16 protein-coding genes are annotated in these 26590 nt (G+C 60.2%); 2 read left to right on the top strand and 14 right to left on the bottom strand.

The features are described from left to right. Positions 1–209: 209 nt before the first annotated feature. The 4 genes from OU26_RS04650 to OU26_RS04635 all read right to left on the bottom strand — a co-directional run bounded on the left by OU26_RS04650 (position 210) and on the right by OU26_RS04635 (position 9771). Positions 210–4226 (bottom strand): DNA-directed RNA polymerase subunit beta', encoded by a 4017-nt coding sequence (locus OU26_RS04650; protein WP_026646817.1) that lies wholly within the window; start codon positions 4224–4226, stop codon positions 210–212. A 101-nt stretch (positions 4227–4327) separates the two neighbouring features. After that, a complete protein-coding gene (gene rpoB, locus OU26_RS04645; RefSeq protein WP_026646816.1) occupies positions 4328–7888 on the bottom strand; it encodes a DNA-directed RNA polymerase subunit beta in 3561 nt (1186 codons plus the stop codon). A gap of 162 nt (positions 7889–8050) precedes the next feature. Continuing rightward, the gene (locus OU26_RS04640; protein WP_026646815.1) at positions 8051–8698 is read right to left on the bottom strand and encodes a hypothetical protein; all 648 of its coding nucleotides are present in this window, start codon (positions 8696–8698) and stop codon (positions 8051–8053) included. A 116-nt stretch (positions 8699–8814) separates the two neighbouring features. Next, a complete protein-coding gene (locus OU26_RS04635; RefSeq protein ID WP_420312121.1) occupies positions 8815–9771 on the bottom strand; it encodes an HhH-GPD family protein in 957 nt (318 codons plus the stop codon). A gap of 38 nt (positions 9772–9809) precedes the next feature. Between OU26_RS04635 and OU26_RS04630 the strand changes: the two genes are divergently transcribed. Continuing rightward, complete coding sequence (locus tag OU26_RS04630) at positions 9810–10493, top strand: tRNA (cytidine(34)-2'-O)-methyltransferase (protein WP_081815657.1); 684 nt, start codon at positions 9810–9812, stop codon at positions 10491–10493. Between the two features lie 464 nt (positions 10494–10957). Here OU26_RS04630 and OU26_RS04625 read toward each other — a convergent pair whose 3' ends face one another. The 8 genes from OU26_RS04625 to OU26_RS04585 form a co-directional block, all read right to left on the bottom strand. Continuing rightward, positions 10958–12367, bottom strand: coding sequence for an ATP-binding protein (locus tag OU26_RS04625; protein ID WP_026647173.1), 1410 nt, complete (start codon positions 12365–12367; stop codon positions 10958–10960). A gap of 496 nt (positions 12368–12863) precedes the next feature. After that, positions 12864–14228, bottom strand: coding sequence for a PFL family protein (locus tag OU26_RS04620; protein WP_026647174.1), 1365 nt, complete (start codon positions 14226–14228; stop codon positions 12864–12866). Between the two features lie 66 nt (positions 14229–14294). Further along, complete coding sequence (locus OU26_RS04615; RefSeq protein WP_026647175.1) at positions 14295–14567, bottom strand: ACT domain-containing protein; 273 nt, start codon at positions 14565–14567, stop codon at positions 14295–14297. A 211-nt stretch (positions 14568–14778) separates the two neighbouring features. After that, the gene (locus tag OU26_RS04610; protein ID WP_237743733.1) at positions 14779–16191 is read right to left on the bottom strand and encodes an MFS transporter; all 1413 of its coding nucleotides are present in this window, start codon (positions 16189–16191) and stop codon (positions 14779–14781) included. Between the two features lie 181 nt (positions 16192–16372). Beyond that, positions 16373–17713: an ATP-binding protein gene (locus OU26_RS04605; protein ID WP_051593011.1), complete on the bottom strand. Its 1341-nt coding sequence runs from the start codon at positions 17711–17713 to the stop codon at positions 16373–16375. A 329-nt stretch (positions 17714–18042) separates the two neighbouring features. Then, complete coding sequence (gene galK, locus OU26_RS04595) at positions 18043–19293, bottom strand: galactokinase (protein WP_026647179.1); 1251 nt, start codon at positions 19291–19293, stop codon at positions 18043–18045. 31 nt (positions 19294–19324) lie between these two features. Next, a complete protein-coding gene (gene galT / locus OU26_RS04590; RefSeq protein WP_026647180.1) occupies positions 19325–20575 on the bottom strand; it encodes a galactose-1-phosphate uridylyltransferase in 1251 nt (416 codons plus the stop codon). Between the two features lie 4 nt (positions 20576–20579). After that, positions 20580–21383: a DeoR/GlpR family DNA-binding transcription regulator gene (locus OU26_RS04585; RefSeq protein ID WP_003806741.1), complete on the bottom strand. Its 804-nt coding sequence runs from the start codon at positions 21381–21383 to the stop codon at positions 20580–20582. Positions 21384–21585: 202 nt separating this feature from the next. Between OU26_RS04585 and OU26_RS04580 the strand changes: the two genes are divergently transcribed. Continuing rightward, positions 21586–22734 (top strand): quinone-dependent dihydroorotate dehydrogenase, encoded by a 1149-nt coding sequence (locus OU26_RS04580; RefSeq protein WP_026647181.1) that lies wholly within the window; start codon positions 21586–21588, stop codon positions 22732–22734. Positions 22735–22870: 136 nt separating this feature from the next. On the opposite strand, the gene OU26_RS04575 is transcribed toward OU26_RS04580, so the two are convergent. Together OU26_RS04575 and OU26_RS04570 are read right to left on the bottom strand one after the other, a co-directional pair. Beyond that, positions 22871–23998: an NADH:flavin oxidoreductase/NADH oxidase gene (locus OU26_RS04575; RefSeq protein WP_026647182.1), complete on the bottom strand. Its 1128-nt coding sequence runs from the start codon at positions 23996–23998 to the stop codon at positions 22871–22873. 215 nt (positions 23999–24213) lie between these two features. After that, positions 24214–26514 carry a transglycosylase domain-containing protein gene (locus OU26_RS04570; protein WP_026647183.1) on the bottom strand — a complete coding sequence of 767 codons (2301 nt, stop codon included), beginning with the start codon at positions 26512–26514 and terminating at the stop codon, positions 24214–24216. Between the last annotated feature and the right edge of the window lie 76 nt (positions 26515–26590).

Here is a 26590-nt window from a genome sequence, read left to right as displayed (position 1 = left end):
GCTGCGATTCAGGGAGTCGATCGACAGGTCGGCTCCCGTTTTTTTATATCCGCAATATCCGCTTTAGATCCCCATTAAAGTATCCCCATTGCGCATCTCGTCGTGTTTCCGCAGCAAATACGACGAGGGGGCGGAACCGACCAGTATCGGTCGGTTCCGCCCCCTCGTCATGTAGGACGATTCGTCTTTCGACTATCGCGCGGTCGGCGTCACACGGTGGTGTCGCCCAGATCCATCTGACCACCGTTATCGTTCAGGAAGTCATCCGGATTGAAGTCGTCGCCGAGCTTCAGATCGCCGAAATCGATGTTGGAGAAGTCCACATCGGACAAATCGGCATCGCCGAAGGAGGTGTCGGCGCCTTCCCCACCCAGACCGAAGTTCGGGTAGATGGTGTCGCGGATGGCCTTGTCGGGCTCCACCGTGGCGTTGCGGTAACGGGCAAGGCCGGTACCTGCCGGGATGAGCTTACCGATGATGACGTTCTCCTTGAGACCCTTCAGGTCATCGACCTTCTGGTTCAGGGCGGCTTCGGTGAGCACGCGGGTGGTCTCCTGGAAGGATGCGGCGGACAGCCAGGAATCGGTAGCCAGGGAGGCCTTGGTGATGCCCAGCAGCTCCGGACGGCCGGCGGCGGGCTTGCCACCGTTCTTCACGGCCTCCATGTTGGCGGCCTTGAAGCGTGCCTGATCCACGAGCTCGCCCGGAAGCAGGGCGGTGTCACCGGAATCGATCACGGTGATACGACGCAGCATCTGGTGCACGATGACCTCGATGTGCTTGTCGTGGATATCCACACCCTGGGAGCGGTACACGGTGTGCACGCCTTCCACGATGTTGACCTGCGCGGCGCGCGGGCCGAGGATACGCAGGATCTTCTTCGGATCGACGGAACCTTCGGTCAGCTGGGTGCCGGCTTCGACGTGCTCGCCATCCTTGACAAGCATCGGCGCACGACGGGTCACCGTGTAGACGATCGGCTCGATGGAGCTGTCGTCCGGCGTCAAGGTCACCTGGCGGCCACGCTCGGTGTCCTCCACCTTGACCACGCCCGGGAACTCGGTGATCTGGGCCTCGCCCTTCGGGGTACGGGCTTCGAAAAGCTCGGTGACACGAGGAAGACCCTGGGTGATATCAGAAGCCGATGCGACGCCACCGGAGTGGAAGGAACGAAGCGTCAGCTGGGTACCAGGCTCGCCGATGGACTGAGCGGCCACGATACCGACGGCCTCGCCGACGTCCACCAGCTTGTTGGTGGCCAGGGACCAGCCGTAGCACTTGGCGCACACGCCACGCTTGGATTCGCAGGTTAGCACGGAACGGGCCTTGACCTCTTCCACGCCGTGGGCGACGAGATCATTGAGCACGTCCATGGACAGGGCGTCGCCGGCCTTGTATAGCACGGTCTCGCCGTCGGCGGGATCGATGACATCGGAGGCGAGCAGACGGGAGTACGGACCACCGTCGGCGGCCTTGACCAGATGCAGGTTGCCGTCGGCATCGCGTTCGCCGACCTTCATGACCAAACCACGCTTGGTGCCGCAGTCCTCCTCGCGCACGATCACGTCCTGGGAGACGTCCACCAGACGACGGGTCAGGTAACCAGACTCTGCGGTACGCAGTGCGGTATCGGCCAGACCCTTACGAGCGCCGTGCTGGGAGATGAAGTATTCCAGCACGGACAGACCCTTGCGGTAGTTGGACTTGACCGGTCGAGGAATGATCTCGCCCTTCGGGTTTGCTACCAGGCCTCGCATGCCTGCGATCTGGTTGATCTGCATCATGTTTCCTCGTGCACCGGACTGCACGATGATGGCCAGGTTGTTCTTGGAATCGAAGTGCTTCTCGACGGCCTCGGAGACCTCGCTGGTGCACTTGGTCCAGAGGTCCACCAGCTCCTGGCGGCGTTCCTCTTCGGTAAGCATACCGATTTCGTAGTTCTCGTTGACCTTGTCGGCTTCGCCTTCGTACTTCTCGATGTAATCGTCAAGTTCCGGCGGCTGGATAACGTCGGAGAACGCGAAGGACACACCGGACCACGGTGCGCGGGTGAAGCCCAGATCCTTCAGCGCGTCCAGCGTGGCGGCCACCTGGGCGGTGGAGTAACGGGTCGCGATGTCGTCAACGATCTTGCTCAGACGCTTCTTCGGCGCCTGCTCGTTGACGAACGGATAATCGACCGGCAGCGTGCCATTGAACAGGATACGACCATAGGAAGTGGCGAACAGGATGGAGCCGTCATGGAAACGCTCCTCCTTGACCACGTCTGGGCTACCCGGTTCCGGATCAACGACCTTGACCTCGCCCGGCTCCCAATCCTTCGGCAGGACGAAGTCCTTCGGCAGACGGATGAGCACCTTGGCCTGCATGTCGATCTCATGCTTGTCGAGGGCCATTTCGGCCTCTTCCAGCGAGGAGAACACACGTCCCTGTCCCTTGGCTCCGTCGGTGACGGTGGTCAGGTAATACAGACCGAGGATCATGTCCTGGGACGGCATGGTCACGGTGTGGCCATCGGCCGGCTTCAGGATGTTGTCGGAAGCCATCATCAGGGAACGGGCCTCGGCCTGGGCTTCGGCAGACAGCGGCAGATGGACTGCCATCTGATCGCCATCGAAGTCGGCGTTGAACGCGGCGCAGGCAAGCGGCGGCAGGTGGATGGCCTTGCCTTCCACCAGGATCGGCTCGAAGGCCTGGATGCCCAGACGGTGCAGCGTAGGCGCACGGTTCAGAAGCACCGGATGCTCGGAGATGACCTCTTCAAGCACGCCCCACACTTCGGGATCGGCGCGATCCACAAGACGCTTGGCGCTCTTCATGTTCTGCGCGAAGCCCTGATCCACGAGGCGCTTGATGACGAACGGCTTGAACAGCTCGAGCGCCATCGGCTTCGGCAGACCGCACTGGTGCATGCGCAGGGACGGACCGACCACGATCACGGAACGGCCAGAGTAATCCACACGCTTACCAAGCAGGTTCTGACGGAAACGGCCCTGCTTGCCCTTGAGCATGTCGCTCAGGGACTTCAGCGGACGGTTGGAAGCGCCGGTGACCGGACGGCCACGACGGCCGTTGTCGAACAGGGAGTCGACAGCTTCCTGGAGCATGCGCTTCTCGTTGTTGAGCATGATCTCCGGAGCGCCCAGCTCGATGAGTCGCTTCAAACGGTTGTTACGGTTGATCACACGACGGTAGAGGTCGTTCAGATCGGAGGTGGCGAAGCGGCCACCGTCGAGCTGCACCATCGGGCGCAGATCCGGCGGGATGACCGGAATCACGTCGAGCACCATGGCCTCCGGCTTGTTGCCGGTGGTCAGGAACGCGTTGACGACCTTCAGACGCTTCAGGGCGCGCGCCTTGCGCTGGCCGGTGCCGGTGTCGATCTCCTCGCGCAGCTGCTTGGCCGCGGCCTCGAGGTCGAAGTCCTGCAGACGCTTCTTGATAGCTTCGGCGCCCATGCAGCCTTCGAAGTAATCGCCATAGCGATCCTCCATCTCACGCCACAGGTCGACGTCGCCTTCCATATCGCCCGGCTTCAGGTTCTTGAAGCGGTCGAACACAGCGCTCAGACGCTGGATCTGCTCGTCGTAACGGGTACGGATGGCGGCCATTTCTCGCTCGGCGCTGTTACGCAGCTTGGCGCGGGCGGAACCCTTGGCCTCTCCTTCGGCCTCGAGCTCGGCCAGATCGGCTTCGACCTTCTTGGCACGATCCTCGATTTCGGCGTTGCGACGCTTCTCGAGGTTGGCGATTTCGTTGTCGAACTCCTGCTGCAGATCCGGCAGATCCTGGTGACGCTGCTCCTCGTCCACCTTGGTGACCATGTAGGCAGCGAAGTAGATGACCTTCTCCAGATCCTTCGGAGCGATGTCCAGCAGGTAGCCCAGACGGGAAGGCACACCCTTGAAGAACCAGATGTGGGTCACCGGAGCGGCGAGCTCGATGTGGCCCATGCGCTCACGACGCACACGGCTCTTGGTGACTTCCACGCCGCAGCGCTCGCAGACGATGCCCTTGAAACGCACGCGCTTGTACTTGCCGCAGGCGCATTCCCAATCGCGGGTAGGTCCAAAGATCTGCTCGCCGAACAGGCCATCCTTCTCCGGCTTCAGGGTACGGTAGTTGATGGTTTCCGGCTTCTTGACCTCGCCGTAGCTCCAGTTACGGATGTCGTCGGCGGTGGCCAGTCCGATCCTCAGTTTGTCAAATTCGTTGACGTCCAGCACTCTATTGTCCTGTCTATCGATTCTTAATGCTTATCACGTTTGTCGGGGGGGGGGACGGCCGCGACGCGGCGCTTGTCATGCGTCGCGGCCGTCCCGTTCGATCACTGGAATTCGGGCTCCTCTGCGGCCTGCTCCTCCTTGGCCTGCGCGTCGGGACGCGCGCCAATGTTGAAGCCGAGGTCGTCGGAGGCGTTGGACGGATCGTCGTCCTCGTCCTTCATGTCGATGGCCACGCCTTCGGCGTTGAGCACTTCGACGTTCAGGGACAGGGACTGCATTTCCTTGAGCAGCACCTTGAAGGACTCCGGGATGCCTGCCGGCGGCAGGTTGTCGCCCTTCACGATGGCGCCGTAGACGCGCACGCGGCCGTCGACGTCATCGGACTTGGTGGTCATCATCTCGTGCAGCGTGTAGGCGGCACCGTAGGCCTCGAGGGCCCACACCTCCATCTCGCCGAAGCGCTGGCCACCGAACTGAGCCTTGCCGCCCAGCGGCTGCTGGGTGATCATGGAGTACGGACCGGTGGAACGGGCGTGGATTTTGTCGTCGACCAGGTGGTGCAGCTTCAGCATGTACATGTAGCCCACGGAGATCGGCTTCGGGAACGGTTCGCCGGTACGGCCGTCGAACAGGGTCGCCTTGCCGTCGGGGCCGACGAGCTTGTTGCCGTCGCGGTCCGGAAGGGTGCAGCTGAGCAGGCCCTTGATGGTTTCCGGACGGACGCCGTCGAACACCGGGGTGGCCACCGGAGTGCCCGGAGCGCCCTTTTCGGCGCCCTGCGGCACGTACTTCTTCCAAGCGGCCTCGGCATCCGGATCGAGGGAGATGTCCCAGCCGGCGTGTGCGATCCAGCCGAGGTGCAGTTCCAGCACCTGACCGAGGTTCATTCGGGAAGGCACGCCCAACGGGTTGAGCATGATGTCGACCGGGGTGCCATCGGCGAGGAACGGCATGTCCTCTTCCGGCAGAATGCGGGAGATGACGCCCTTGTTGCCGTGGCGGCCGGAGAGCTTGTCGCCCTGGGTGATCTTACGATGCTGGGCGATGTAGACGCGGATCATCTGGTTGACGCCGTTCGGCAGCTCGTCGCCGTCCTCCTCGGCATCCTCACGGGTGATCTCCTTGACCGCGATGACGGTACCGGTCTCGCCATGGGGCACGCGCAGCGAGGTGTCACGCACCTCACGGCTCTTCTCACCGAAGATGGCGCGCAGCAGACGCTCTTCCGGAGTCAGCTCGGTCTCGCCCTTCGGGGTGACCTTGCCGACCAGGATGTCGCCGGCTTCGACTTCGGCGCCGATGCGGATGATGCCACGCTCGTCGAGGTTGGCCACCGCGTCCTCGCCGACGTTCGGCAGGTCGCGGGTGATCTCTTCGGCGCCCAGCTTGGTCTCGCGGGCGTCGATCTCGTACTCCTCGATGTGGGTGGAGCTCAGGGTGTCGTCCTGCACGAGGCGCTGGGAGATGATCACGGCGTCCTCATAGTTGTAGCCATTCCACGGCATGAAGGCGATAAGCAGGTTCTTGCCCAGTGCCATCTCGCCCTTCTGAGTGGCCGGACCATCAGCCAGCACGGTGCCGGCTTCCACGCGTTCGCCGTCGTGGATGAGCGGGACCTGGTTGTAGCAGGTGGTCTGGTTGGAGCGCTGGAACTTGGCCAGTTTGTAGGAGCTGGTGGTGCCATCGTCGTTCATCGTGCGGATGATGTCGGCGGACACGTAGGTCACCACGCCCGGCTTCTCGGCCAGGATGACGTCGCCGGAATCGACGGCTGCACGCCATTCGGCGCCGGTGCCCACGAGCGGACGCTCGGATTCGATCAGCGGCACGGCCTGACGCTGCATGTTGGTACCCATCAGCGCTCGGTGGCCCTCATCGTGCTCCAGGAACGGAATCAGGGATGCGCCAACGGACACCATCTGACGCGGAGAGACGTCCATGTAATCGACGGAGCTGACCGGCACATCGACCGCTTCTTCTTCGCCGACTCGGGCGAGGGCCTGCTTCTTGACGAAGTTGCCGTTCTCGTCGAGCTCCTGGTTGGCCTGGGCGATGACGTGCTCGGCATCGCGGTCAGCGGTCATGTACTCGACCTCGTCGGTGACGTGGCCGTTGACGACCTTGCGGTACGGGGTCTCGATGAAGCCGAACGGGTTGATGCGGCCGAAGGTTGCCAGGGAGCCAATCAGACCGATGTTCGGACCTTCAGGGGATTCGATCGGGCACATACGGCCGAAGTGGGACGGGTGCACATCGCGCACCTCCATGGAGGCGCGGTCGCGGGACAGGCCGCCGGGACCCAGAGCGGACAGACGACGCTTGTTGGTCACGCCAGCCAGCGGGTTGTTCTGGTCCATGAACTGGGACAGCTGGGAAGTGCCGAAGAACTCCTTGATGGTGGCGTTCACCGGACGGATGTTGATCAGGGACTGCGGGGTGATGGCCTCCGGATCCTGGGTGGTCATACGCTCGCGAACCACACGCTCCATACGGCTCAGGCCGGTGCGCAGCTGGTTCTGAATCAGCTCGCCGACCTGACGGATACGACGATTGCCGAAGTGGTCGATATCGTCGACATCCACGCGCAGGTCGACATCCTTGCCGTCGCGCTTGCCCGGGAACTTGGTATCACCCGCATGCAGGGTGACCAAGTACTTGATGGTGGCGATGATGTCCTCACGGGACAGGCTGCGGTCGTTGATGTCCCTTTCCAGACCAAGCTTGCGGTTGATCTTGTAGCGGCCGACGCGGGCCAGATCGTAGCGCTTGGTGTTGAAGTAGAAGGAGTCCAGCAGGTTCTTGCCGGCTTCCGGAGTCGGGGTGTCGGCCGGACGGATCTTGCGGTACAGGTCGGTCAGAGCCTCGTCCTGGGTCTGCACGGTCTCCTTGGCGAGCGCGTCCATGACCAGCGGGTAGTCCTTGAAAGCGTCGGCGATCTCATCCTTGGTCATGCCGATGGCCATGAGGAACACGATGGCAGACTGCTTGCGCTTGCGGTCCACACGCACGCCGAGGACGTCGCGCTTGTCGATCTCGAACTCGAGCCATGCGCCACGGCTCGGGATGATCTTCGCGCCGAAGACCTCCTTGTCGGAGGTACGGTCCTGGGTGCGATCGAAGTACACGCCCGGGGAACGCACCAGCTGGGACACGATCACTCGCTCGGTGCCGCCGATGATGAAGGTGCCGTGCGGGGTCTGCAGCGGGAAATCGCCCATGAACACGGTCTGGGACTTGATTTCGCCGGTGTCGCCGTTCTCGAATTCCGCGTTGACGTACAGCGGCGCGGAGTAGGTGTAGTCCTTCTCCTTGCATTCCTGCACGGTGTGGCGCGGTTCCTCGAAGTACGGATCAGAGAAGGTCAGGCTCATGGTCTGAGCGAAGTTCTCGATCGGGGAGATCTCCTGGAAGACCTCATCGAGTCCGGAGGTGTGCGGCACGGTGTTGGTGCCGTTCGCCTCGTCCTCCTCGACGCGCTTCTTCCAGCGTTCGTTGCCGATGAGCCAATCAAAGCTATCGGTCTGTACACCCAACAGGTAGGGTACATCAATGGGCTCGCGGATGGAGCCGAAATTCACACGGTCCGACGCCTTATGCAGATCAATGTCGTGCTGGTCGGCGCGTGCGATGATGGTGGTGGTGTTCGTCGTAGCCTCAGCCAATGGACGTTCCTTATCGCTCGCTAATCGTATCGATATGTTTCCCCGGAAGCGCTCTCATTGGCCACCATATGCCGAATACGCGGGCGCTTCTTCCTTGTCAGCGTGCCCGCTATATGACACGCATCTACGCAAAGTCAAGAGAATAGCATACCCTATAGATTTTCACTCCACGGTGATACCGACTGGCTCCGACTTGGTCTTCGCATGCCCCTTGACCGACAGTTGGGCGGAGTACACGCCCCGATCCACCTTCGGCAAATCGGCCGCGTCCGCGCATGCCGATCCGGAGCGCACGCCCGGCCATGTGATCGTCTGCTTGACCTCGTCGCCCTTGACCAGCAGACGGTAATCCGAATTCACGGGGCACACGTCCGATTTCCAGATCACATCCTTGCCCGATTTGATCGTCAGCACCGTGCCGGATTGGGAGACGTCGATCAGGCAGCCGGCCTTGCTTGTGCCGTTGTATTTCACGGATACTGCGAAATCCATAGAATCACCCACGCCGAGACTCGACGCGGCCGGCGTGACCGACAACGCGATGTCGGACGCGTCGCAATCGGGGACGCTGCTTTTCTTCTGCTGTCCGGTCGGCGTCGGCACTTCCTTGCGGGAGATCGCGTACACGTCGGCGTGATGGATTTCGCGGTTGACCGCCACAATGCCTTGGGAAAGCGAATACAGGCAGAATACGATGAAGCTCAGCACCACGACCAAGGCGACGCCTACGACGATGCGACGGCGACGATACACCGCCTGCTGTTTTTCCGTACGATTTTTACCGGTTCGTGGAGAGGTCTTTTGAGCCATGGCTCCCAGTCTAGCGTGCCGTGTTCCAAGCGGTTTGCGTATGCACCGCGCGCATCGTTTTCGTGTTCGGACAGGTCTGGGCGGGCTCAAACAGGCTTAGGCAAGCCTAGGTGGGCTCAGTCAGGAAGCCGCACGCCTCCTCCGGGCAGGATTTCGATAAGCCCGTCCTCGTCAAGCGACGCGATGCATTTGTCGAGCTGCACATGATCCTTCCAGAGCTTTTCGACGCTTCCGCGATCAAGCGTCGTCTCGCCGTCCGGTAATCCGCGCAACGCGTTCAGCACCAGTCCGCGCACCTGACGATCCGTTCCCTGGAACCGTTGGCGGGGACGTGTGCGCCGCTCCCCCAATCCTGGCCTTCCGTTGCGCAGGAACGCGCATTGCGCCGCAATCGGACAGGCGTCGCATAACGGCGATTTCGCGGTGCACACGGTCGCGCCGAGTTCCATCACGGATTGGTTCCATACGACGGAAGGCCGATCGAATCGACGGCATTTCGCGAAGCCATCGTCCGGCAGCAGCCGTTTCGCCAGCGCGCGTTCCGCCGGGCTTGCCGCTCCGCCGAACGATTCGACGCCGACGAACGCGCGCGACAGCACACGACGGATATTCGTGTCGATAACCGCGATACGTTCGCCGAAAGCGAACGACAGCACCGCGCTGGCCGTGTAATCGCCGATGCCAGGCAATGCCAATAATTCGTCATAGGTACGCGGCAGCTCGTCGGCGTAATCGCATGCGACGACATGGGCGCATTCGCGCAATCGCAATGCCCGTCTTGGATAACCAAGCCTGCCCCACGCGGTGATCACATCGGATTTGGGAGCTTCGGCGAGCGCGGCCGCGTCCGGCCACCGTTCCATCCATGCCGTCCAGTACGGCACGACACGGCCCATCTGCGTCTGCTGGCTCATCACTTCGGAGACGAGCACGCCCCACGGTGTGGTGCGGCCGAATCGCCATGGCAGGTCGCGCGTATTGTCGTGCCACCATTGTGCGAGCGCCGTTTCGATTTCGTCGGCATCGGTTTCAATGGCGATTGTCGTGGCGTTGCCGCGCAGGGCCGCATGCATGGTGTTCGTGTCGTTCATCGTTCCTATTCTTAGCATTTATGACGAATGAAGAGCATACCGATACCGCGCGGGGCGCAACGCCGAACGCCGAAACCGCCGCGGCGGAGGCCAAGGTCGAGAAGATGTTCGAATACGGGTACCGCAAGTCCAATTACGGCCCGGACGAGCTGGTGACCGACGCGCATGGCAACCCGATTTCCGTGGTGGACGCCATGCTGAGCGCGAAGGATGCGGCCAAGGCGGAGACCTCCACCCCGCACCTGTGCTACTACTCCCCGCGTATTCCGGGCAACACGGGTTCCGCGATCCGCCTGTGCGCCGTGACCGGCACGATTCTGCACCTGGTGGAACCTTTGGGTTTCAATCTGCGGGATACCAAGCTGCGCCGTGCGGGACTCGACTACCATGACATGGCGCATGTGGTGCTGCACCCGAATTTCGAGGATCTGGTGGAATCGATGCCCGATTCGCGCATCATCGCATTCACCGCGCACGCCACCAAGCTGTACACCGACATCGAATACAGGCCGACCGACATTCTGCTGTTCGGCCCGGAACCGGGCAATATCCCCGATCCGATGGACATCATGGCCGGTCCATACGTGGCCGAGCAGGTGCGTCTGCCGATGCGCCCGAGCCTGCGCAGCCTGAATCTTACTAACTGCGCCTCCATCGCCATCTACGAAGCCTGGCGCCAACTGGGATTTGCTGGCGGGGCGTGACTTGGAAGCGCAGTGCGCTTCCAAGTAGCCCCGCCGAGCGAAGGCCGACAGGCCTGAGCGAGGAAACATGACGGCCCGGCCAAAGGCCGATCCACAATCCCTACTTCCCGGGGCGTGACTTGGAAGCGCAGTGCGCTTCCAAGTAGCCCCGCCGAGCGAGGCACGACAGTGCCGAGCGAGGAAGCAATACAGGCGAGCCGCAAGGCTCGTCCATAATTGCAACCGGGGCGTGAGGAGAAAAGCTCTAACGCAACCTCCCAACACCTCTCAACAATCGCGGTGAAAGTAGCATCATTCGTCACTTTCACCGCGATTATTGTTTTCAGCCATTGCACCATATCTAGACTTCTATCTCGCCTATCCGGATGGGTTATGACATGGTATCCGGATGGTTATGACTTGGACAGGGCAATAGATCCGCCAGATGAACCGGAAACGGACAAATGCATGCTGCTGAATAGGATTTACAACGCACTATACAAATCGTCTACCGATTCGGCGATGAGTTCGGGATATTTCGCTCGTGTGGCTTTGCTCAAAGGTTTTTTGGTGAATACCGCCAGATGAGTGGTGGCGAATCCTCGAACTAATCCGACACGGTCACGTAAAGCCTCGATGGTCTCGGTCTCGTCAAGATTGTTGCGCCATTTGCACTCGCCAAGCAGTATGGTCTTCGATGAGGCGTCGGCCGCGATCACGTCGATGTCAGTCTGTTCGTGTTTCGTTGGGTTGGTCCCCCACCATTTCCCGAAGGAAGTGGCGAGGAACGGAAGCTTTCCGGCGGCGTTGACATAGGCCAGCCATTGGGCGCAGATCGTTTCGAATTGCTGGCCTACATAGGTAGCGAACGCTTCGCCGAGAGCCAACCTATGTGCGGCGATACTGCCCGCATTCTGTTCCACGGCGCCCATGTTGGGCCCCACGAAGCGGAACCAGTATGCGAAGAAGGGGTCTTTGATGGTGTACATGCCGCGGCGCGAGCGTTCCGGTTTTTCGCCGAACGGCACTCGCTTTTCGACAAGGCCGAGATTGTTGAGTGTTTGCAGGTACAGGTTGATGTTGCCATGCTCGACTCCGGAATGCTCCGCGATCGCCTTGGGCGTCGATTCGCCGTTTGCGATGGCCTGCATCACAGAAAAATAGATGGCCGGCTCGCGCAACTCTTCACGTAACAGCATCATCGGCTCCTCATACAGCGTGCCGAGCTTGTCGAAGCAGAGGTTGATGACGTTGGACTGATAGCCGGCCGATTCGTCGAGCTGACTCAGGTAATACGGTGTGCCACCGAAGGTGGCGTAATAGTCTACCTGCTCAACCGGCGGGGTGTTCGGCAGGAATTTCGCAACATCCAGATAGCTGAAGGGTTGCAGGCGAATCTGTGCGGTGCGTCTGCCAAACAGCGGGCTCTTCGCGCCGAGCACTTTGCTTTCCATGAATCCTTCATTGCTGCCGGAAAGAACCAGCATCACATTGGTCCGCTTGAGATCATGGTCGATGGCGATTTGCAGAGCCGAAGGAAGGGAGGTGTTGGCGAGTGCCGCATAAGGAAACTCGTCGAATACCAATATCATCGGCGTGCTGGATTCCTGTTCTCGCTTGGCTATGTAGCCAAAGGCTTGTTGCCATGTGGCAAAGGGCGGCATTTCCGAAGGCTGCCCGTAGAATTCGGCTATGGCCGCGGAGAATCCACGCAGGTTCAGCAGATCGCTTTGTTGCAATGCCGTAAAGAACAGGACTCGCTTATCTTTTGCGAATTCCTCGATAAGGGAGGTTTTGCCTATTCGCCGGCGTCCGTATAGTACGACCATTTCAAAACCACGACGTTCATACAGCCGGCGCATCACGTTAAGCTCGTGTTCTCGTCCTACGAACATTCGTACCCCTGTTTCTCATAAGGATATTTCTATAACAGTAGTATACATATTAATAGTATGTATAACTTATATACACTACTGTTATACAAGAGACGATTGATTTCAATCTATGCGGCACCAGCATCAAGAAATCAATGATCAACAAAAAAGCCCGGAAGTGGAGGCCTCCGGGCTCAGAGAAGAGAGAAGAAGAGAGAAGGAAGAGAGAAGAATGGGGATTCAATTATCGGGAACCTTGCGGTTCGGGGCTTTTTGCAGCTGAGACATAGTTAACCTCCCAAACCTTCAGGAACCACCATGTTTTTCTGCGAGTTTCCTGTGAATCCGCGCTTGCACGCTCCATATTCATCTGTACGCCCGCATCGCAAACCTCTATGCGCGGACCCGCTCTCCCCCACCGAGACCGCAGCCATCTCATCGCACGGAATACCACAACGGCCCCTCCGCAGAGGGGCCGAAGCAGGGACGAACGCGAATACGCGGCGCGATCAATCGATCAGTTCTTGAAGGAGTGGATCGGTGCCGGGATGCGGCCGCCGCGGGTCACGAAGGCCTCGCAGCTGGTCTGGTTCACCGGAATGATCGGCGCGTAGCCCATCAGGCCGCCGAAGTTGGCCATCTCGCCCACGCCCTTGCCTTCCACCGGAATCACGCGCACGGCGGTGGTCTTCTGATTGACCATGCCGATGGCTGCCTCGTCGGCGATGATGCCGGAAATGGTGGATGCGGTGGTGTCGCCGGGGATGGCGATCATGTCAAGACCGACGGAGCACACGCAGGTCATGGCCTCAAGCTTTTCGATCTTCAGGCAGCCGTTGGTGGCCGCATCGATCATGTTCTTGTCTTCGGAGACCGGGATGAACGCGCCGGACAGGCCACCCACGTAGGAGGACGCCATGATGCCACCCTTCTTCACCTGGTCGTTGAGCATGGCGAGCGCCGCGGTGGTGCCCGGGGCACCGACCTGCTCAAGGCCGATCTTCTCCAGCACTTCGCCAACGGAATCACCCACGGCCGGGGTCGGGGCGAGCGAGAGATCGATGATGCCGAACGGTATGCCGAGGCGGCGGGAGGCTTCCTGGGCCACCAGCTGGCCGACGCGCGTGATCTTGAACGCGGTGCGCTTGATGGTTTCGCACAGGAACTCGAAGTCCTTGCCCTTGGCCTCGTCCAACGCGCGGGAGACCACGCCGGGGCCGGAGACGCCGACGTTGATCACGGCGTCGCCTTCGGTCACGCCGTGGAAGCCGCCGGCCATGAACGGATTGTCGTCGGGGGCATTGCAGAACGCCACGAACTTCACGCAGCCGTAGGAGTCGTTGTCGGCGGTGGCGTGCGCGATGTCCTTGATGATATGGCCGAGCAGCTCGACGGAGTTCATGTCGATGCCGGTCTTGGTGGAGCCCACGTTCACGGAGGAGCATACGATGTCGGTTTCGGAGAGCGCCTGCGGCAGGGAGCGGATGAGCATCTCCTCGGCCGGGGTCATGGACTTGGACACAAGCGCGGAGTAGCCGCCGATCAGGTCGACGCCGACCTTCTTGGCCGCACGGTCAAGCGCGTGCGCGATTTTGACGAAATCCTCGGAGCTCTTGCAGGAGCTTGCGCCGACCAGCGAGATCGGGGTGACGGTGATGCGCTTGTTGACGATCGGGATGCCGTAGTCGCGTTCGATGGCCTTGCCGGTGGATACGAGATCCTTGGCATACGTGGTGATCTTGTTGTAGATGTTCTCGCAGACCTCGTCGACGCTGTCGGCCGCACAGTCCAGCAGGCTGATGCCCATGGTGATGGTGCGCACGTCGAGCTTCTCCTGCTCGATCATCTTGTTGGTCTCGTGGACCTCCATGATATTCAGCATGGTTCTTCCTTACGATTGGTACGATTCGTAGCTTCGGTTGCTTGGATGACTCACGTGCGCCGCGGATCAGACGCGGTGCATCTTGGTGAAGATCTCCTCGCGCTGGCAGCGGATGCGCACGCCGATCTCCTCGCCGAGCTTGTCGAGGTCGTCCACAACCTCGCCGAATTCCTTGTCCGTATTGGAATAGTCCACAATCATCATCATGTTGAAGAAGCCGTCGATGATGGTCTGGGAGATGTCGAGTACGTTGACCTTGTGCGCGGAAAGGTAGGTGCAGACGCGTGCGATGATGCCGACAGTGTCCTGGCCGACGACGGTGATGATTGCCTTGTTCATGGAACTCCCTAATCGTTAGGTGCGAATATCCAATTACCGTCCCGGCGATTGCCGGACGTGTCCTTCAGTATAGAAAAGGCACGTGCCAAAACACGTGCCTTGATGCTTGTTTGCGTTACATACTGAGACGGTTGTGTCCGTTTGCTGTTTCGCATTGGATCAGAACATATATACTACATGCATACTTCGTATATATCTTATATATACGCGGTCAGTCCCGTGCGCCATGCTGTTCCTTGAGCAGGAAGGACAGCGCCAGCACCAGTACGATCAGCACGAGACCGAACACATAGCCGTACCGCGAGCCGGCCACGAATCCCTCTGCGGCGGTGGAGCCGGAGCCCATGCCGAGCAGGCAGGTGGCGATGGAGGCACCGATCGCGCCGAACACCTGCTGCATGGTGTTGAGGATGGTGGAGCCGTCGGCGGCGAGCTCGCGCGGCAGACCCTTCAGCGCCGCGGACTGCGCGGGCTGCTGCATGAGCGGTATGCCGATCATGAACACCACATGCGCGAGGATGAAGAACGCCGGAGCGGTCGTCACACCGATCGCAAGGAACAGCAGCGAGCCGATGATGGCCACCACGGCGCCGACGCGGACGAGCGGAGCCGCGCCCATGCGGTCGTACCGACGGCCGGACAGGAACGAGACGATCGCGTTGACCACGCCGCCGGCGAGCATCAGCATGCCGGCCACGGAACTGTCAAGTCCCAGCCCGCGCTGCAGTTCCTGCGGGGCGAGGTACATGATCGCCAGTGTGCAGGCGAACGAGCAGGTGACCATCAGGGCCGGCGTGCGGAACGAGGCGATGCCGAGCGCGCGCAGATCCAGCACGGGATCGTCGATGTGCAGCTGGCGGTACGCATAGTATGCGACGACCACCACGCCGATTACCAGCAGCGTCACGACCAGCGCGTTGAAGCCCATGTCGGCGACGAGGCTCACGCCGGCCACGAAGCAGCCGAAGCCGATCGCGGAGGCGATCACCGACAGCATGTCGACCTTCGGATGGGTCGTTTCGATCGGCGTGACGAACGTGGCCGCGGTACATGCGATGGCGACAGCGGCGACGACGGCGAACAGCACGAAGATCGCGCGCCAGGAGCATGCGCCGATAATCAGGCCGGCCAGCGTCGGGCCGATCACCGGGGCGAACATGATCACCAGGCCGGCCACGCCGTTGGCGGCGCCGATCTTGGCCGGCGGGAAGACGCGCATGATGGCCGCGTACATGGTCGGCAGCACGATGCCAGTGCCGACACCTTGGATGATTCGTCCGGCAAGCACCAGCGCGAACACCGGCGCCGCGGCGGACAGCACGGAGCCGACGAGGAAGCAGGCGAGCGCGACGAGCACGAGGGTCTTCGCCTTGATCCATTTGAGTAGGAAGCCCACGCACGGCAGCACGATGCCGATGGCGAGCATGTAGCCGACGACCATCCATTGCGCGGTGCCGGTGGTGATGTTGAACGCGTCGCACAGGTCCGGCAGCGCGATGTTCATGGATGTTTCGGACAGCATGCCCAGGAACGCGCCTGCATACAGGCCGAGCATCACCTTGTGCGGATGCTCGAAACGGGGTTGGTCATGGTGTGATGGGATGCGTTGCGTTGTCTCTTGCAACAGCGATTTTCCTCTCTCGACGACATTGATGCCTCAGGCATCAAAAAACCGCATGGCCCGACCGGGAAAATTCGGCTGGGCCATGCGGTTTTCAAGAACGTCGTCACGCTACCACGTCTGGAATCGCTTCGTAAGTCGTCCGGGCGTGTCGCGTCGGCGGAACATCCAGTGGCGACGCGCGTCATACCACCCGCGGACGCTGCAGAAGACTTGCCATGTATATGGGCAGATAGAGCACTTTGCCTTCACGTGCCACATTGGTCTCCGCCAAAACATACGCGCCATCGATCGCATACCCGGGCATGTCCAACGCCTTGTTCAAAGCCGCGTGGGAGCGGAATCTCGAGCCGGATTTGATCTCCAGAGCAAGAACCCTGCCCGATTCGTCTTCGATGAGAAAATCCAATTCCCCCGTCTTTTTGCCGGTGAAATAGTATGGAACGAATCCATGTGCGGTCAGTTCTTGGGCGACCACACTCTCATAGACGCCGCCATAGTTCATGCGCCCTTCGGCTCCGAGACCATCGAGTATACCGAGAGTGGCCTGTTTGTCGTATGTGCCGGTCAGCAATCCGACATCCGAATAAAACAATTTGAGCAGCTTGCGCTCCCGGGAGGCGAGCAACGGGCTTCTCGGTTCCTCAACGTTGTATACGGGCAATGCGACGTTGGCCCGCGACAACCACAGGAATTCATCTTCGATCTGGCTGTATCGTTTCACTTGGGAAACGTCGCCGACCTTGAATCTACGGGTGGAGTTGTTCAGCTCGCTTGGGATCAGCCGATAGATTTCCTGAATGACCAGTCTACGGTCTTTCGGCGCGTATTGGGTGATGTCCCGATTGTAGAAACGTCTGATATCGGATTGGATCCGGCGCACATTGTCTATGGTTCCATCCCGGACGAACGCGCCGACCGCATCCGGCATGCCACCTGTCAGCAAATACCGGTGGAACAGCCCCAGCAAGCGTTCATTGAGATACTCGGGAACCGGTTGTTCGTTCCGCAACGATTCGCGCGCCATCGCGAACGCTTCCCCCGCGAGCCCCATGCTCCAGCAGAATTCCTCGAAATCCATCGGATACATAAAAAGCTCCGACATGTACCCGACCGGATATGAGCGCACATTTTCCAGTTCGACTCCAAGCAGTGAACCGGAAAAGATGTAGTCGTACTCGCCTTTGTCCACCAATGCCTTCACCAATGTGATGATATCGGGACAATACTGAATCTCATCGATGAAAATCAGCGTGCTTCCCGGCACCAAAGGCTCGGATGCCGCGATGGAAATGCGAAGTAGAAGATCTCCCGGATTACGTGCGGCCGCGAACGACTCACGCGCCGCATCATCCAACGCGAGATTGAATTCAATGAAATGGTCGTATTCCGCACGGCCGAATTCACGGATGAGATACGTCTTGCCAATCTGACGAGCACCGGTGACGAGAAGCGCCTGCTTGGTCTTGCCTGATTTCCAGGCAAGCAGGTCGTCATATGCTTTTCGTTTCAACGTTTCCACCATCCATCTAGCATAAATCGCAATTTCATTTCACTATTTTACTGCACAAAATCATATTTCATATATGCCGTTTTCGACATAAAGTCGAATTCTAGAATAGAGATTCTGCGCATAAAATCACATTTCGCCAATGCCATCTTGAACGCGCAATCATCTTCCGTATGGATGAACGCTCCGCAATCCGAGTAGCGCCAAATCCTCGTATCACAAGGTTTACGTTCATTCCAACTACCAATCTGGTCCACGAGTAAATCACATACGAAAAACGCGCGTTGGCGCACGTCCATGGAAAGGCGTGCGCCAACGCGCGTTTTCAGCGTAGAGCGCTACGATCAGACCTCGCGGCTTGCAGCGGCCGCCGCGTATGCCGGCAGGGCGCGCGGTGCGTTGAAGCCTTCCTGCTCAAAGCGGTCGGCGATTTTCTGCGCGATCTCGTGACCCTGGCCCTTGTTCACCAGCGCGATGATGGAGCCGCCGAAGCCGCCGCCGGTCATGCGGGCGCCGTACGCGCCGTTGGCGCGCGCCACGTCCACCGCGGTGTCGAGTTCCGGCACGGTCACTTCGTAGTCCGCGGCGAGCGAATCATGAGACACGTTGAACAGTCGACCGGCCTCGTCGATCTTGCCGTTGGCGAAGGCACGCACGAAGGAGTTGACACGGGCGATTTCGGTGATGACGTGGCGCACGCGCTTCTTCATCGTGTCGTCTTCCAGCTTGTCGAGCGTTTCCTTGAGCGCCTGGAACGGATCGTCGGACTTGGCGATGCTGTCGGCGACCACACGCAGGTTGGCCACGCCGAGGATTTCGGCGGCCTTCTCGCAAGTGGCGCGACGCTGGGCATACTGGCCGTCGTTGAGCTGATGCGGAGCCTGGGTGTCAAGCACCAGCAGTTCCAGACCGTACTTGTCGAGATCGAATTCCTGCTGGGAGACGTTCTCCAGCGGGCTCAGCTCTGGACGGCAGTCAAGACGCAACGCATGGCCGAAAGTGCAGCGCATGGATGCGTTCTGGTCGAGGCCACCGGTGGACGCGCCCGCCATGTCGTTTTCCGACTTGATGGCGGCGTTGATCAGCGTCACACGACCGGCATCGGATGCGCCATAACCCAAACCGTACACATCATCCAGCGCCAAGGCGGTGGAGCAGGTCATGGCTGCGGAGGAGCTCAGACCGGAACCGAGCGGCACGCAGGAGGAGAATGCCGCGTCGAAGCCCTGCACCGCATTGAAGCCGGCTTCACGCAATGCCCAGGCCACGCCTACCGGGTAGGCGGCCCAGCCTTCCACACCACCGGCCTGCAGACCATCGAGGTCGGCTTCGGTAACGTTTCCGGAATCAACGTCGGAAACCACGTGCACCTTGGTGTCTTCACGCGGCTTGAGCGCGATGAACGTGCGGTGCGGCAGTGCGATCGGCAGGCACAGGCCCGCGTTGTAGTCGGTGTGTTCGCCGATCAGGTTCACACGGCCCGGTGCGGCCCATACGCCAGCCGGTTCCTCACCGTAGGTGGCGCGGAACAGGTCGGTCGCGTTCTTCACACCCTCGTCGTGCGAGAGCGGCTCAATGAATTCAACAGCAGTCATTGGTGTTTTGTCCTTTGGGTTTTATTGGCTTTCAGCCTTCGATATCGATTGGTCCGAGCTCGTGGAAGCGCTTGGCGATGAGTTCCGGCGTGGTGTCGGAAACCCATGCGGCCATGCCTGATTCGGAGCCGGCCAGGTACTTGATTTTGTTGGCGGCGCGGCGGAACGAGAAGAACTGCAGGTTGAGGCGGTAGTTCTCACGGCGCTTGTCATGGATCGGAGCCTGGTGCCATGCTGCGATGTACGGCAGGTCCATGCCCTTGCCGTCGCCCTTGTCGAAGAACGCGTTGCCGCGCTTGAGCAGGGTGGAGTACATGACGGCCAGATCCCAGCGTTCCTGGTCGTTGAGCTCGTCGAGGGTGAGCACGTCGCGCACCGGGGCCACATGAACCTCGAGCGGCCAGCGTGCCGCGGCCGGCACATAGGCGACCCAGCTGTGGTTGCGCATGACGATGCGTTCCTCGGCTTCGATTTCGGAGTTCATGAGATCCTTGAGCAGGTTGCCGCCGGTCTTCTCATGGTAGGCTTCGGTCTGCTTGAGTTCGGCTTCCATCTTCGGTGCGATGAACGGATAGCAGTAGACCTGGCCGTGCGGGTGAGCCAGGGAGACACCGATTTCCTGACCGTGGTTCTCGAACGGGAAGATCTGCTCAATACCCTCCATCTTGGAGATTTCGGCGGTGCGGAACGCCCATGCTTCCACGACGGTGCGCAGGCGGGAGACCGGCAGGTCCGCCGGCAGGCCGTCTTCATCCGGGTCGAAGCAGATCACTTCGCAGCGGCCTGCAGCGAGCTTCTTCTCCCACAGCGGGTTACCGTTGACGTATTCCACGGCTTCGGAACGGCCCGGCACGCGCACCATCGACGGGAAGCGGTTTTCGAACACGACCACGTTGTAGTCGGTGTCCGGCACTTCGCCGTCCTGGTACGGATCGCCTGGCTTGCGCGCGGCCAGCGGATTGCCTTTGGCCGTCGCGCCCGGACCGGCGGTGATCGGACGGTTCATACGTGCGGTCGCCATCGGAATCCAATCGCCGGTCAGCGGGTCGCGGCGCATTTCCGGAGCCGCGTACGGCACCTCCTCGCCGGCCGCGTTGAGCTGATTGGAGAAACGGTACGGAAGTTGGCGCGGATCCTTCAGTTCGCGAGTCTTGACGCCGGAGACGTATTCCGAATCGTCATCGAGATAGAAGAAGTCGCGGCCATCGGCAAGCGTGGTCGGCGTGATACGGATATGCTCCTTCGCATATTCTCCCGGAGTGTAGTTGACGAAATCACTCATGTGATTATTCACCTTCCTGAACCGGCTCGGCCTGGCGTGCCAGAACGAGTTCTTTGACCAAATCCCTTGTTTTCGACACCGAATCGGGGTCCAATCCGTCATCGGTGATGACTGTATCCACCTGGTCAAAACGTGCGAACAGCGACAGTGACGTGCAGCTCCACTTGGTGTGGTCGGTCAAAATTATCGTGCGATCGGCAATGTCCATCATCGCCATATCGGTTGCGGCTTCCAGCGAGTTCGGCATAAGGAAGCCACGCGGAATGGACACGGAATGCGTGCCCAGGAATACGGTGTTGACGCGCAGTGAGGCGACCACTTTGTCTGCGATCGGCCCGACGAGCGAGTTGGAGCGCGTGGTGACGCCGCCGGTGACGATGACTTCCACGTCTTTCGATTCGAGCGCCTGCACCAGCTCCGCCACCGGAATGGAGTTGGTAAGAATGGTGATGCCCGACGATTGCTGCGATTCGAGCAGATGTTGTGCGAACACGTACGCCGTGGTGCCGCCGCCGATGGCGATCACGTCTCCGGGGGCCACGTATTTGACGGCTTCCTGTGCGATTGCGTCCTTCAGACCGATGTCCATCTGCGACTTTACGGAGAACAGCGGTTCGCTCAGCAGCGTGCTGGTGCTGACGGCGCCGCCGTGCACGCGCTTCAGCAGACCCTTGTCCGCCAGATCGGCGATGTCACGGCGGATGGTCATCGCGGAGACGCCCAATTCCTTGGACAGTGCAGTGATGCGCACCGCACCACGGGTACGCAGACGGCTCAAAATCAAATGCTGGCGTTGCGACGAAATCATATGAACATTATCGCACATGTTCACTCAAAAATACAACTGAGTTGAGCGTTTCGCGCGTGTTTCGCGCAAAGCCGCACCACAATCGACTCAAATTCAGCCTAAAACGAACAAAAACGAACGTCCTGTCCGCCGCACCGACACACATCGGCTTTTGCCCAAAATGCCATGCGAAACCAATGAAAACGTGCGAGAATAAGGAACCATGACATACGTTTCCGAAAACTTTTGGCACGACGCCGTGAACAAAGCCACCACCGACCTCTTCACCTTCGGCTACAAACACATCATCAAACCGCATTTCGTCTTCAATCACACGCCCGACGTGGCGCACAGCCAGATGATCGAATTCTGCAAGGTCACGCGCAACATTCCACCGCTGATGTGGCTGTGCCGTGAGATGCTCGACTACACCGATCCGATATTGGAGACCAACGTGATGGGCGTCGACTTCGCCAACCCGTTTGGCCTGTCCGCCGGCCTCGACAAGGATTGCGAGATGCCGGTGCTGCTCGACAACGTCGGCTTCGGCTTCGAAACGGTTGGCTCCACCACCTCCCGTCCATGCCCCGGCAATCCTCGCCCGTGGTTCCATCGTCTGCCTGAATACGATTCGATGATGGTGCACGTCGGCTTGGCCAACGAAGGTTCCGCAGTGGTGATTCCGCGGGCCGAGAACGCGTGGACGAAGGCCAAAAACATGCAGGTTTCGGTGTCCATCGCCCGCACGAACGACGACAAGACCGGCGATCTGGACGAGGGCATCGAGGATTACTGCATTTCGATGCGCCGCGCGGCCGGCCGCACCGCCATGGTCGAAGTGAACATCTCCTGCCCGAACACGATGGCGGGCGAACCGTTCAACGAAAGCCCGGAAGCGCTTGACAAGCTGTTCACCGAGCTTGACAAGATCGACCGTCCGCAGCCGACGCTCGTCAAAATGCCGTTGAACAAGACGTGGCCCGAATTCAAGGATCTGCTTGACGTGCTGGCCGAGCACAACGTGCAGGGTCTGTCGATAGCGAACCTGCAGAAGGACCGCACCGGCATGAACATTCCGCGCGATTGGGAGGGCGGCCTGTCCGGTTCGCCTTGCTATGCGGCCAGCAACGAGCACATCAGGCAGGTCTATCGCGAGTATGGCGACCGGTTCGCGATCGCCGGCATCGGCGGAGTCTTCACCCCCAAACAGGCGTACGAGAAGATCCGCAGCGGCTCGTCGCTGGTGATGTTCATCAGCGCCCTCATGTACCGCGGCCCGCAGCAGATCACCGTGTTGAAGCGCGGGCTCGCCGAACTGCTCCGGAAGGACGGTTTCGAGCATGTCAGCGAGGCCGTCGGCATCGACGCGTAGGCCACGCAGGTCTTGTAATCGCGATTTCCTTTCAATCGCGATTACCAAAACGATCAAGCGGGCGCGCAAGCCGACAGAAGAGACGTCGGCGGCGCGCCCGCAAATATTGCCCGCAAACAGAAAAACGGCGATGCGATCAGCGGAATGCGCCACGCAGATACGGCGACTGGTATGGCGCCTTGTCGACCGGCACATCCAGCTTATGCGCGGCGCGTAGCGGCCAGTACGGGTCGCGCAGTGCCACGCGGCCGATCTCCACGGCATCCGCCGCACCCGATTTCAGTATTTTCTTGGCCTGCTTCGGCTTGGTGATGAGTCCCACCGCGGTGGTCGGGATGCCGGCGCGCGACCGCACCTGCTCGGCGAACGGCACCTGATAGCCGGGCTTCACCGGAATGGTCACATCGGGAATCAGACCGCCGGTGGACACGTCAATCAAGTCCACGCCATGCGCCTTCAAAATCTTGGCCAGATCGACGGTCTGATCGAGATCCCAGCCACCTGCGGCCCAGTCGGTGGCGGAGACACGGACCAGAAGCGGCATGGTCTCCGGAATGACGGAACGGACAGCGTCCACAACCTCGACCAGCATGCGGACGCGGTTTTCGAACGTGCCACCGTATTCGTCGTCACGCCTGTTGATGAGCGGGTCAAGGAACTGGGACAGCAGATAACCGTGCGCCGCATGGATTTCCACCGCGTCGAAGCCGATATCCGATGCGCGCCAAGCGGCATCGCGGAACTGTCCGACGATGGCGTGGATCTCATCGACGCTCAGCGCGCGCGGACGCGCCAGCGCCCCATACGCGTCGGCGCTCGGGCAGACCGTCTCCCATCCCCCATTCTCCCTCGGCACGCTCCGACCCTCAAAACCGATCGGATGGCAGCCCGTGGAGCCCTTGCGTCCCGCATGGTTGAGCTGCACGGCCACCGTCGTTCCGGTGGCCTTCACATCGGAGACAATCCAACGCCATGCCTCCATCTGCGCGTCGTCCCACAATCCCAGATCGCATGGCGAGATGCGGCCTTCCGGCGAGACGGCCGTCGCTTCCATGATGATCATGCCGAAGCCGCCCATCGCGCGCGACACGTAATGCTGGTAGTGGAACGGCGTCGGCCTGCCGTCCTGCGCCAGCGCGGAATACGTGTCCATCGGCGGCAGCCAGATACGGTTGCGCATGGTCACGCCGCACAACGTCATCGGATCGAACAACCTGATCGTCCCGTCCTTCTTGACATCGTTGTTCTTCTCGCTCTTGCCCATCGTCATCTCTTCCTTAGCAATTCCAAAACCATCGATCTCGCGCCGTGCTTCCAACGATTGGCGCCAATGGAACCGTTGGAGCCAATAACCAATGGAACGACATCACTTGCATTGTAAGCAGAACGCCCGCCTGTTGGGGCGGGCGTTCATGGACTGTTCACTTTGCCTGTGACGTGAACATCGCAAACACGACGGAACCGCGATTCACCACGGCGTCACTGTCGATTCTGCGTTGTCTGCTGCGATTGCTGGTTCTGCTGCGATTGCTGAATCGACTGATTCTGCTGTTGGATGATGGTCGACTGCTGCTGCGTCGGCGTGGTCTTCTTACCTCCGCCGATCGGCGTGACGCTGCTGGAGGTCGCGGAATACTTGGACGCCGCTTGGCCGTAATCATTGTCGATCGGCAGCTGCTTTCGTTCGGCGTACGCGTTCATGAAGTCGCGCCAGGCCGGGGCCGCGATGGTCGAACCATCCCAATAGCTGTGGTATTGGCCGTTGATGGCGATGTTCGCAATCGGGTTCTGCACAGGATTCTGCACATCGCCGACCAGCACGAACGTGGCGATCTGGTTTGGAATGAAGCCGCCCGTCGTCACATACTGATCCTCATGGGTACCGGTTTTGGCGAAGGTCTTGCGATTGTTCGCGAGCTTCGCCACCTGGCCTGCGCCATCCGTACGGACAACACCCTGGTTCATGGCCCAAGCGAGAGTCTGGATAATCTCCGGGTCAACCGCCTGATGGCAGTTCGCCGACGGCACCTTCAAATCGTCGCCGTCCACCGTGGTGACCTTCCTCAACGCAATCGGATTGCACTGCACGCCGTTCGAGGCGTACACGGCGAAGATGCTCGCCATGGTCAGCGGTGAGACGTTCACATTGCCCACCAGCATTGCCGGCACGAAGGACGCCGTCTTGTCAAGCGTCTCGCCGGTGTAGGCATCGTGGTAGCCAAGTTCGGTCGCCGTGTCGGCGATCTTGCACAGGCCGATGACGGAGGCCATAGACGCCTGCGTGGTGTTATGGGATCGCGCCAAAGCGAGCGCAGGGGTCTCGGGGTTCACGGTGTTGTTGGTGATGGCGTTGGTCAGCGACCACACGTCCGTGCCGCCCTTGTACCGGTCGCAGGCGAACAGGGATGTGGGGTATCTGGTCGTGGTCTGCAGATTCTCGTTGACGGAATGTCCCGCCTCCATCCATGCGACCAGGTTCACCGGCTTCCACGAGGAGCCGATGGAGAAGCCACGTCCGCCGCCATCCACGTAGTCGACGGCGTAGTTCATAGCGTCCTTCGTCTGATCGGTCAGACCGGCGTCGGTCGCATCGTATGTACGATTCAAGCCGAATCCCAGTACTTCGCCGGTGCCCGGTTTGACTGATGCCATGACGATTTCCATTCCGGAGGGATCCTCCGGAGGAATCGTCTTCCGTGCCGTCTCGTTGAGCAGCGTGTTGGCGTCGAGGTCGAGCGTGGTGACGATTTTGAGGCCACCCTCCTTGAGGAGCCGCTCACGATCCTCCTGGGTCTTGCCGAACTCCTTGGAATTCAGGATCTTGTGCACGACGTAGTCGCAGAAGTAGCCGGCGTCGTATTCGGCGGCCATGCAGCCGGTCGAGTTGGACTGCAGGTTCAGGGTGTCCTTCAGCGGCGTATTGACCGCTTCCTTGTATTGCTTGGTCGAGATGTAGCCTTGGTCGTGCATCAGCTGCAGCACGATGTTCCGCTGCTTTTCCGATTCCTTCTGGTTCGCTTCGACGGACGGGTCGTAGGAATTCGGATTCTTGGTGATGGCTGCGATGGTCGCGGCCTGCACCACGTTCAGCTTGTCGGCCGTGGTTCCGAAGTAGCGCTTGGCAGCGGCCTGCACACCATACAGGCTGTTGCCGCCGAACTGCGCGATGTTGAGATAGCCCTGCAGGATCTCGGCTTTGGAGTATTTCTTCTCCAGTTGCACCGAGATCAGCATTTCACGCATTTTGCGGGCGATGGTGTCTTCGGACGCATGGTATTGGGAGATCGGGTCGTTGTCCTGGGAAGCCTGCATGATCAGGGCGTTTTTGACATACTGCTGTGTCAGCGACGAACCGCCCTGCTGGTCACCGCCTTTGACGTAGGTTTGGACGAACGCACGGAACACGCCTTGCACATCCACGCCTCCGTGTTCGAAGAATCGCTTGTCCTCACGGGCCACGACGGCCTGCTGCATGACTTTGGAGACTTTCTTCAGCGGCACGACTTCGCGGTTCTGATCCCAGAATTCCGTGATCTTCGTCTTGCCGTCGGAGGCGTACATGGTGGATTTCTGCGGAAGACTGGTCACATCGAAATCAATGCCTTCCACCGTAAGCGATGGAACGACGGCTTTGACCACGCTATTGGCGCCGAACACGGCGGGAAGGAAGAAAATACTCGTCACAATACCGCCGCCCACGCATAGCATGATGTATGCGATTACCAGGGCGAGCACGCGTTGAACGGTCAGGGTCTTCTTCTTTTTGGGCATGACGCCCATTCTAAAGTGGCGGGTCTACTAAACGAACACGCGCCAACAGACGCCACGGGTTTCTCACAAAACCGCCGTTTTCTCA

The sequence above is a fragment of the Bifidobacterium ruminantium DSM 6489 genome (assembly GCF_000770925.1).
GTDB lineage: Bacteria > Actinomycetota > Actinomycetes > Actinomycetales > Bifidobacteriaceae > Bifidobacterium > Bifidobacterium ruminantium.
This window is presented reverse-complemented; position numbering and strand designations above follow the sequence as displayed.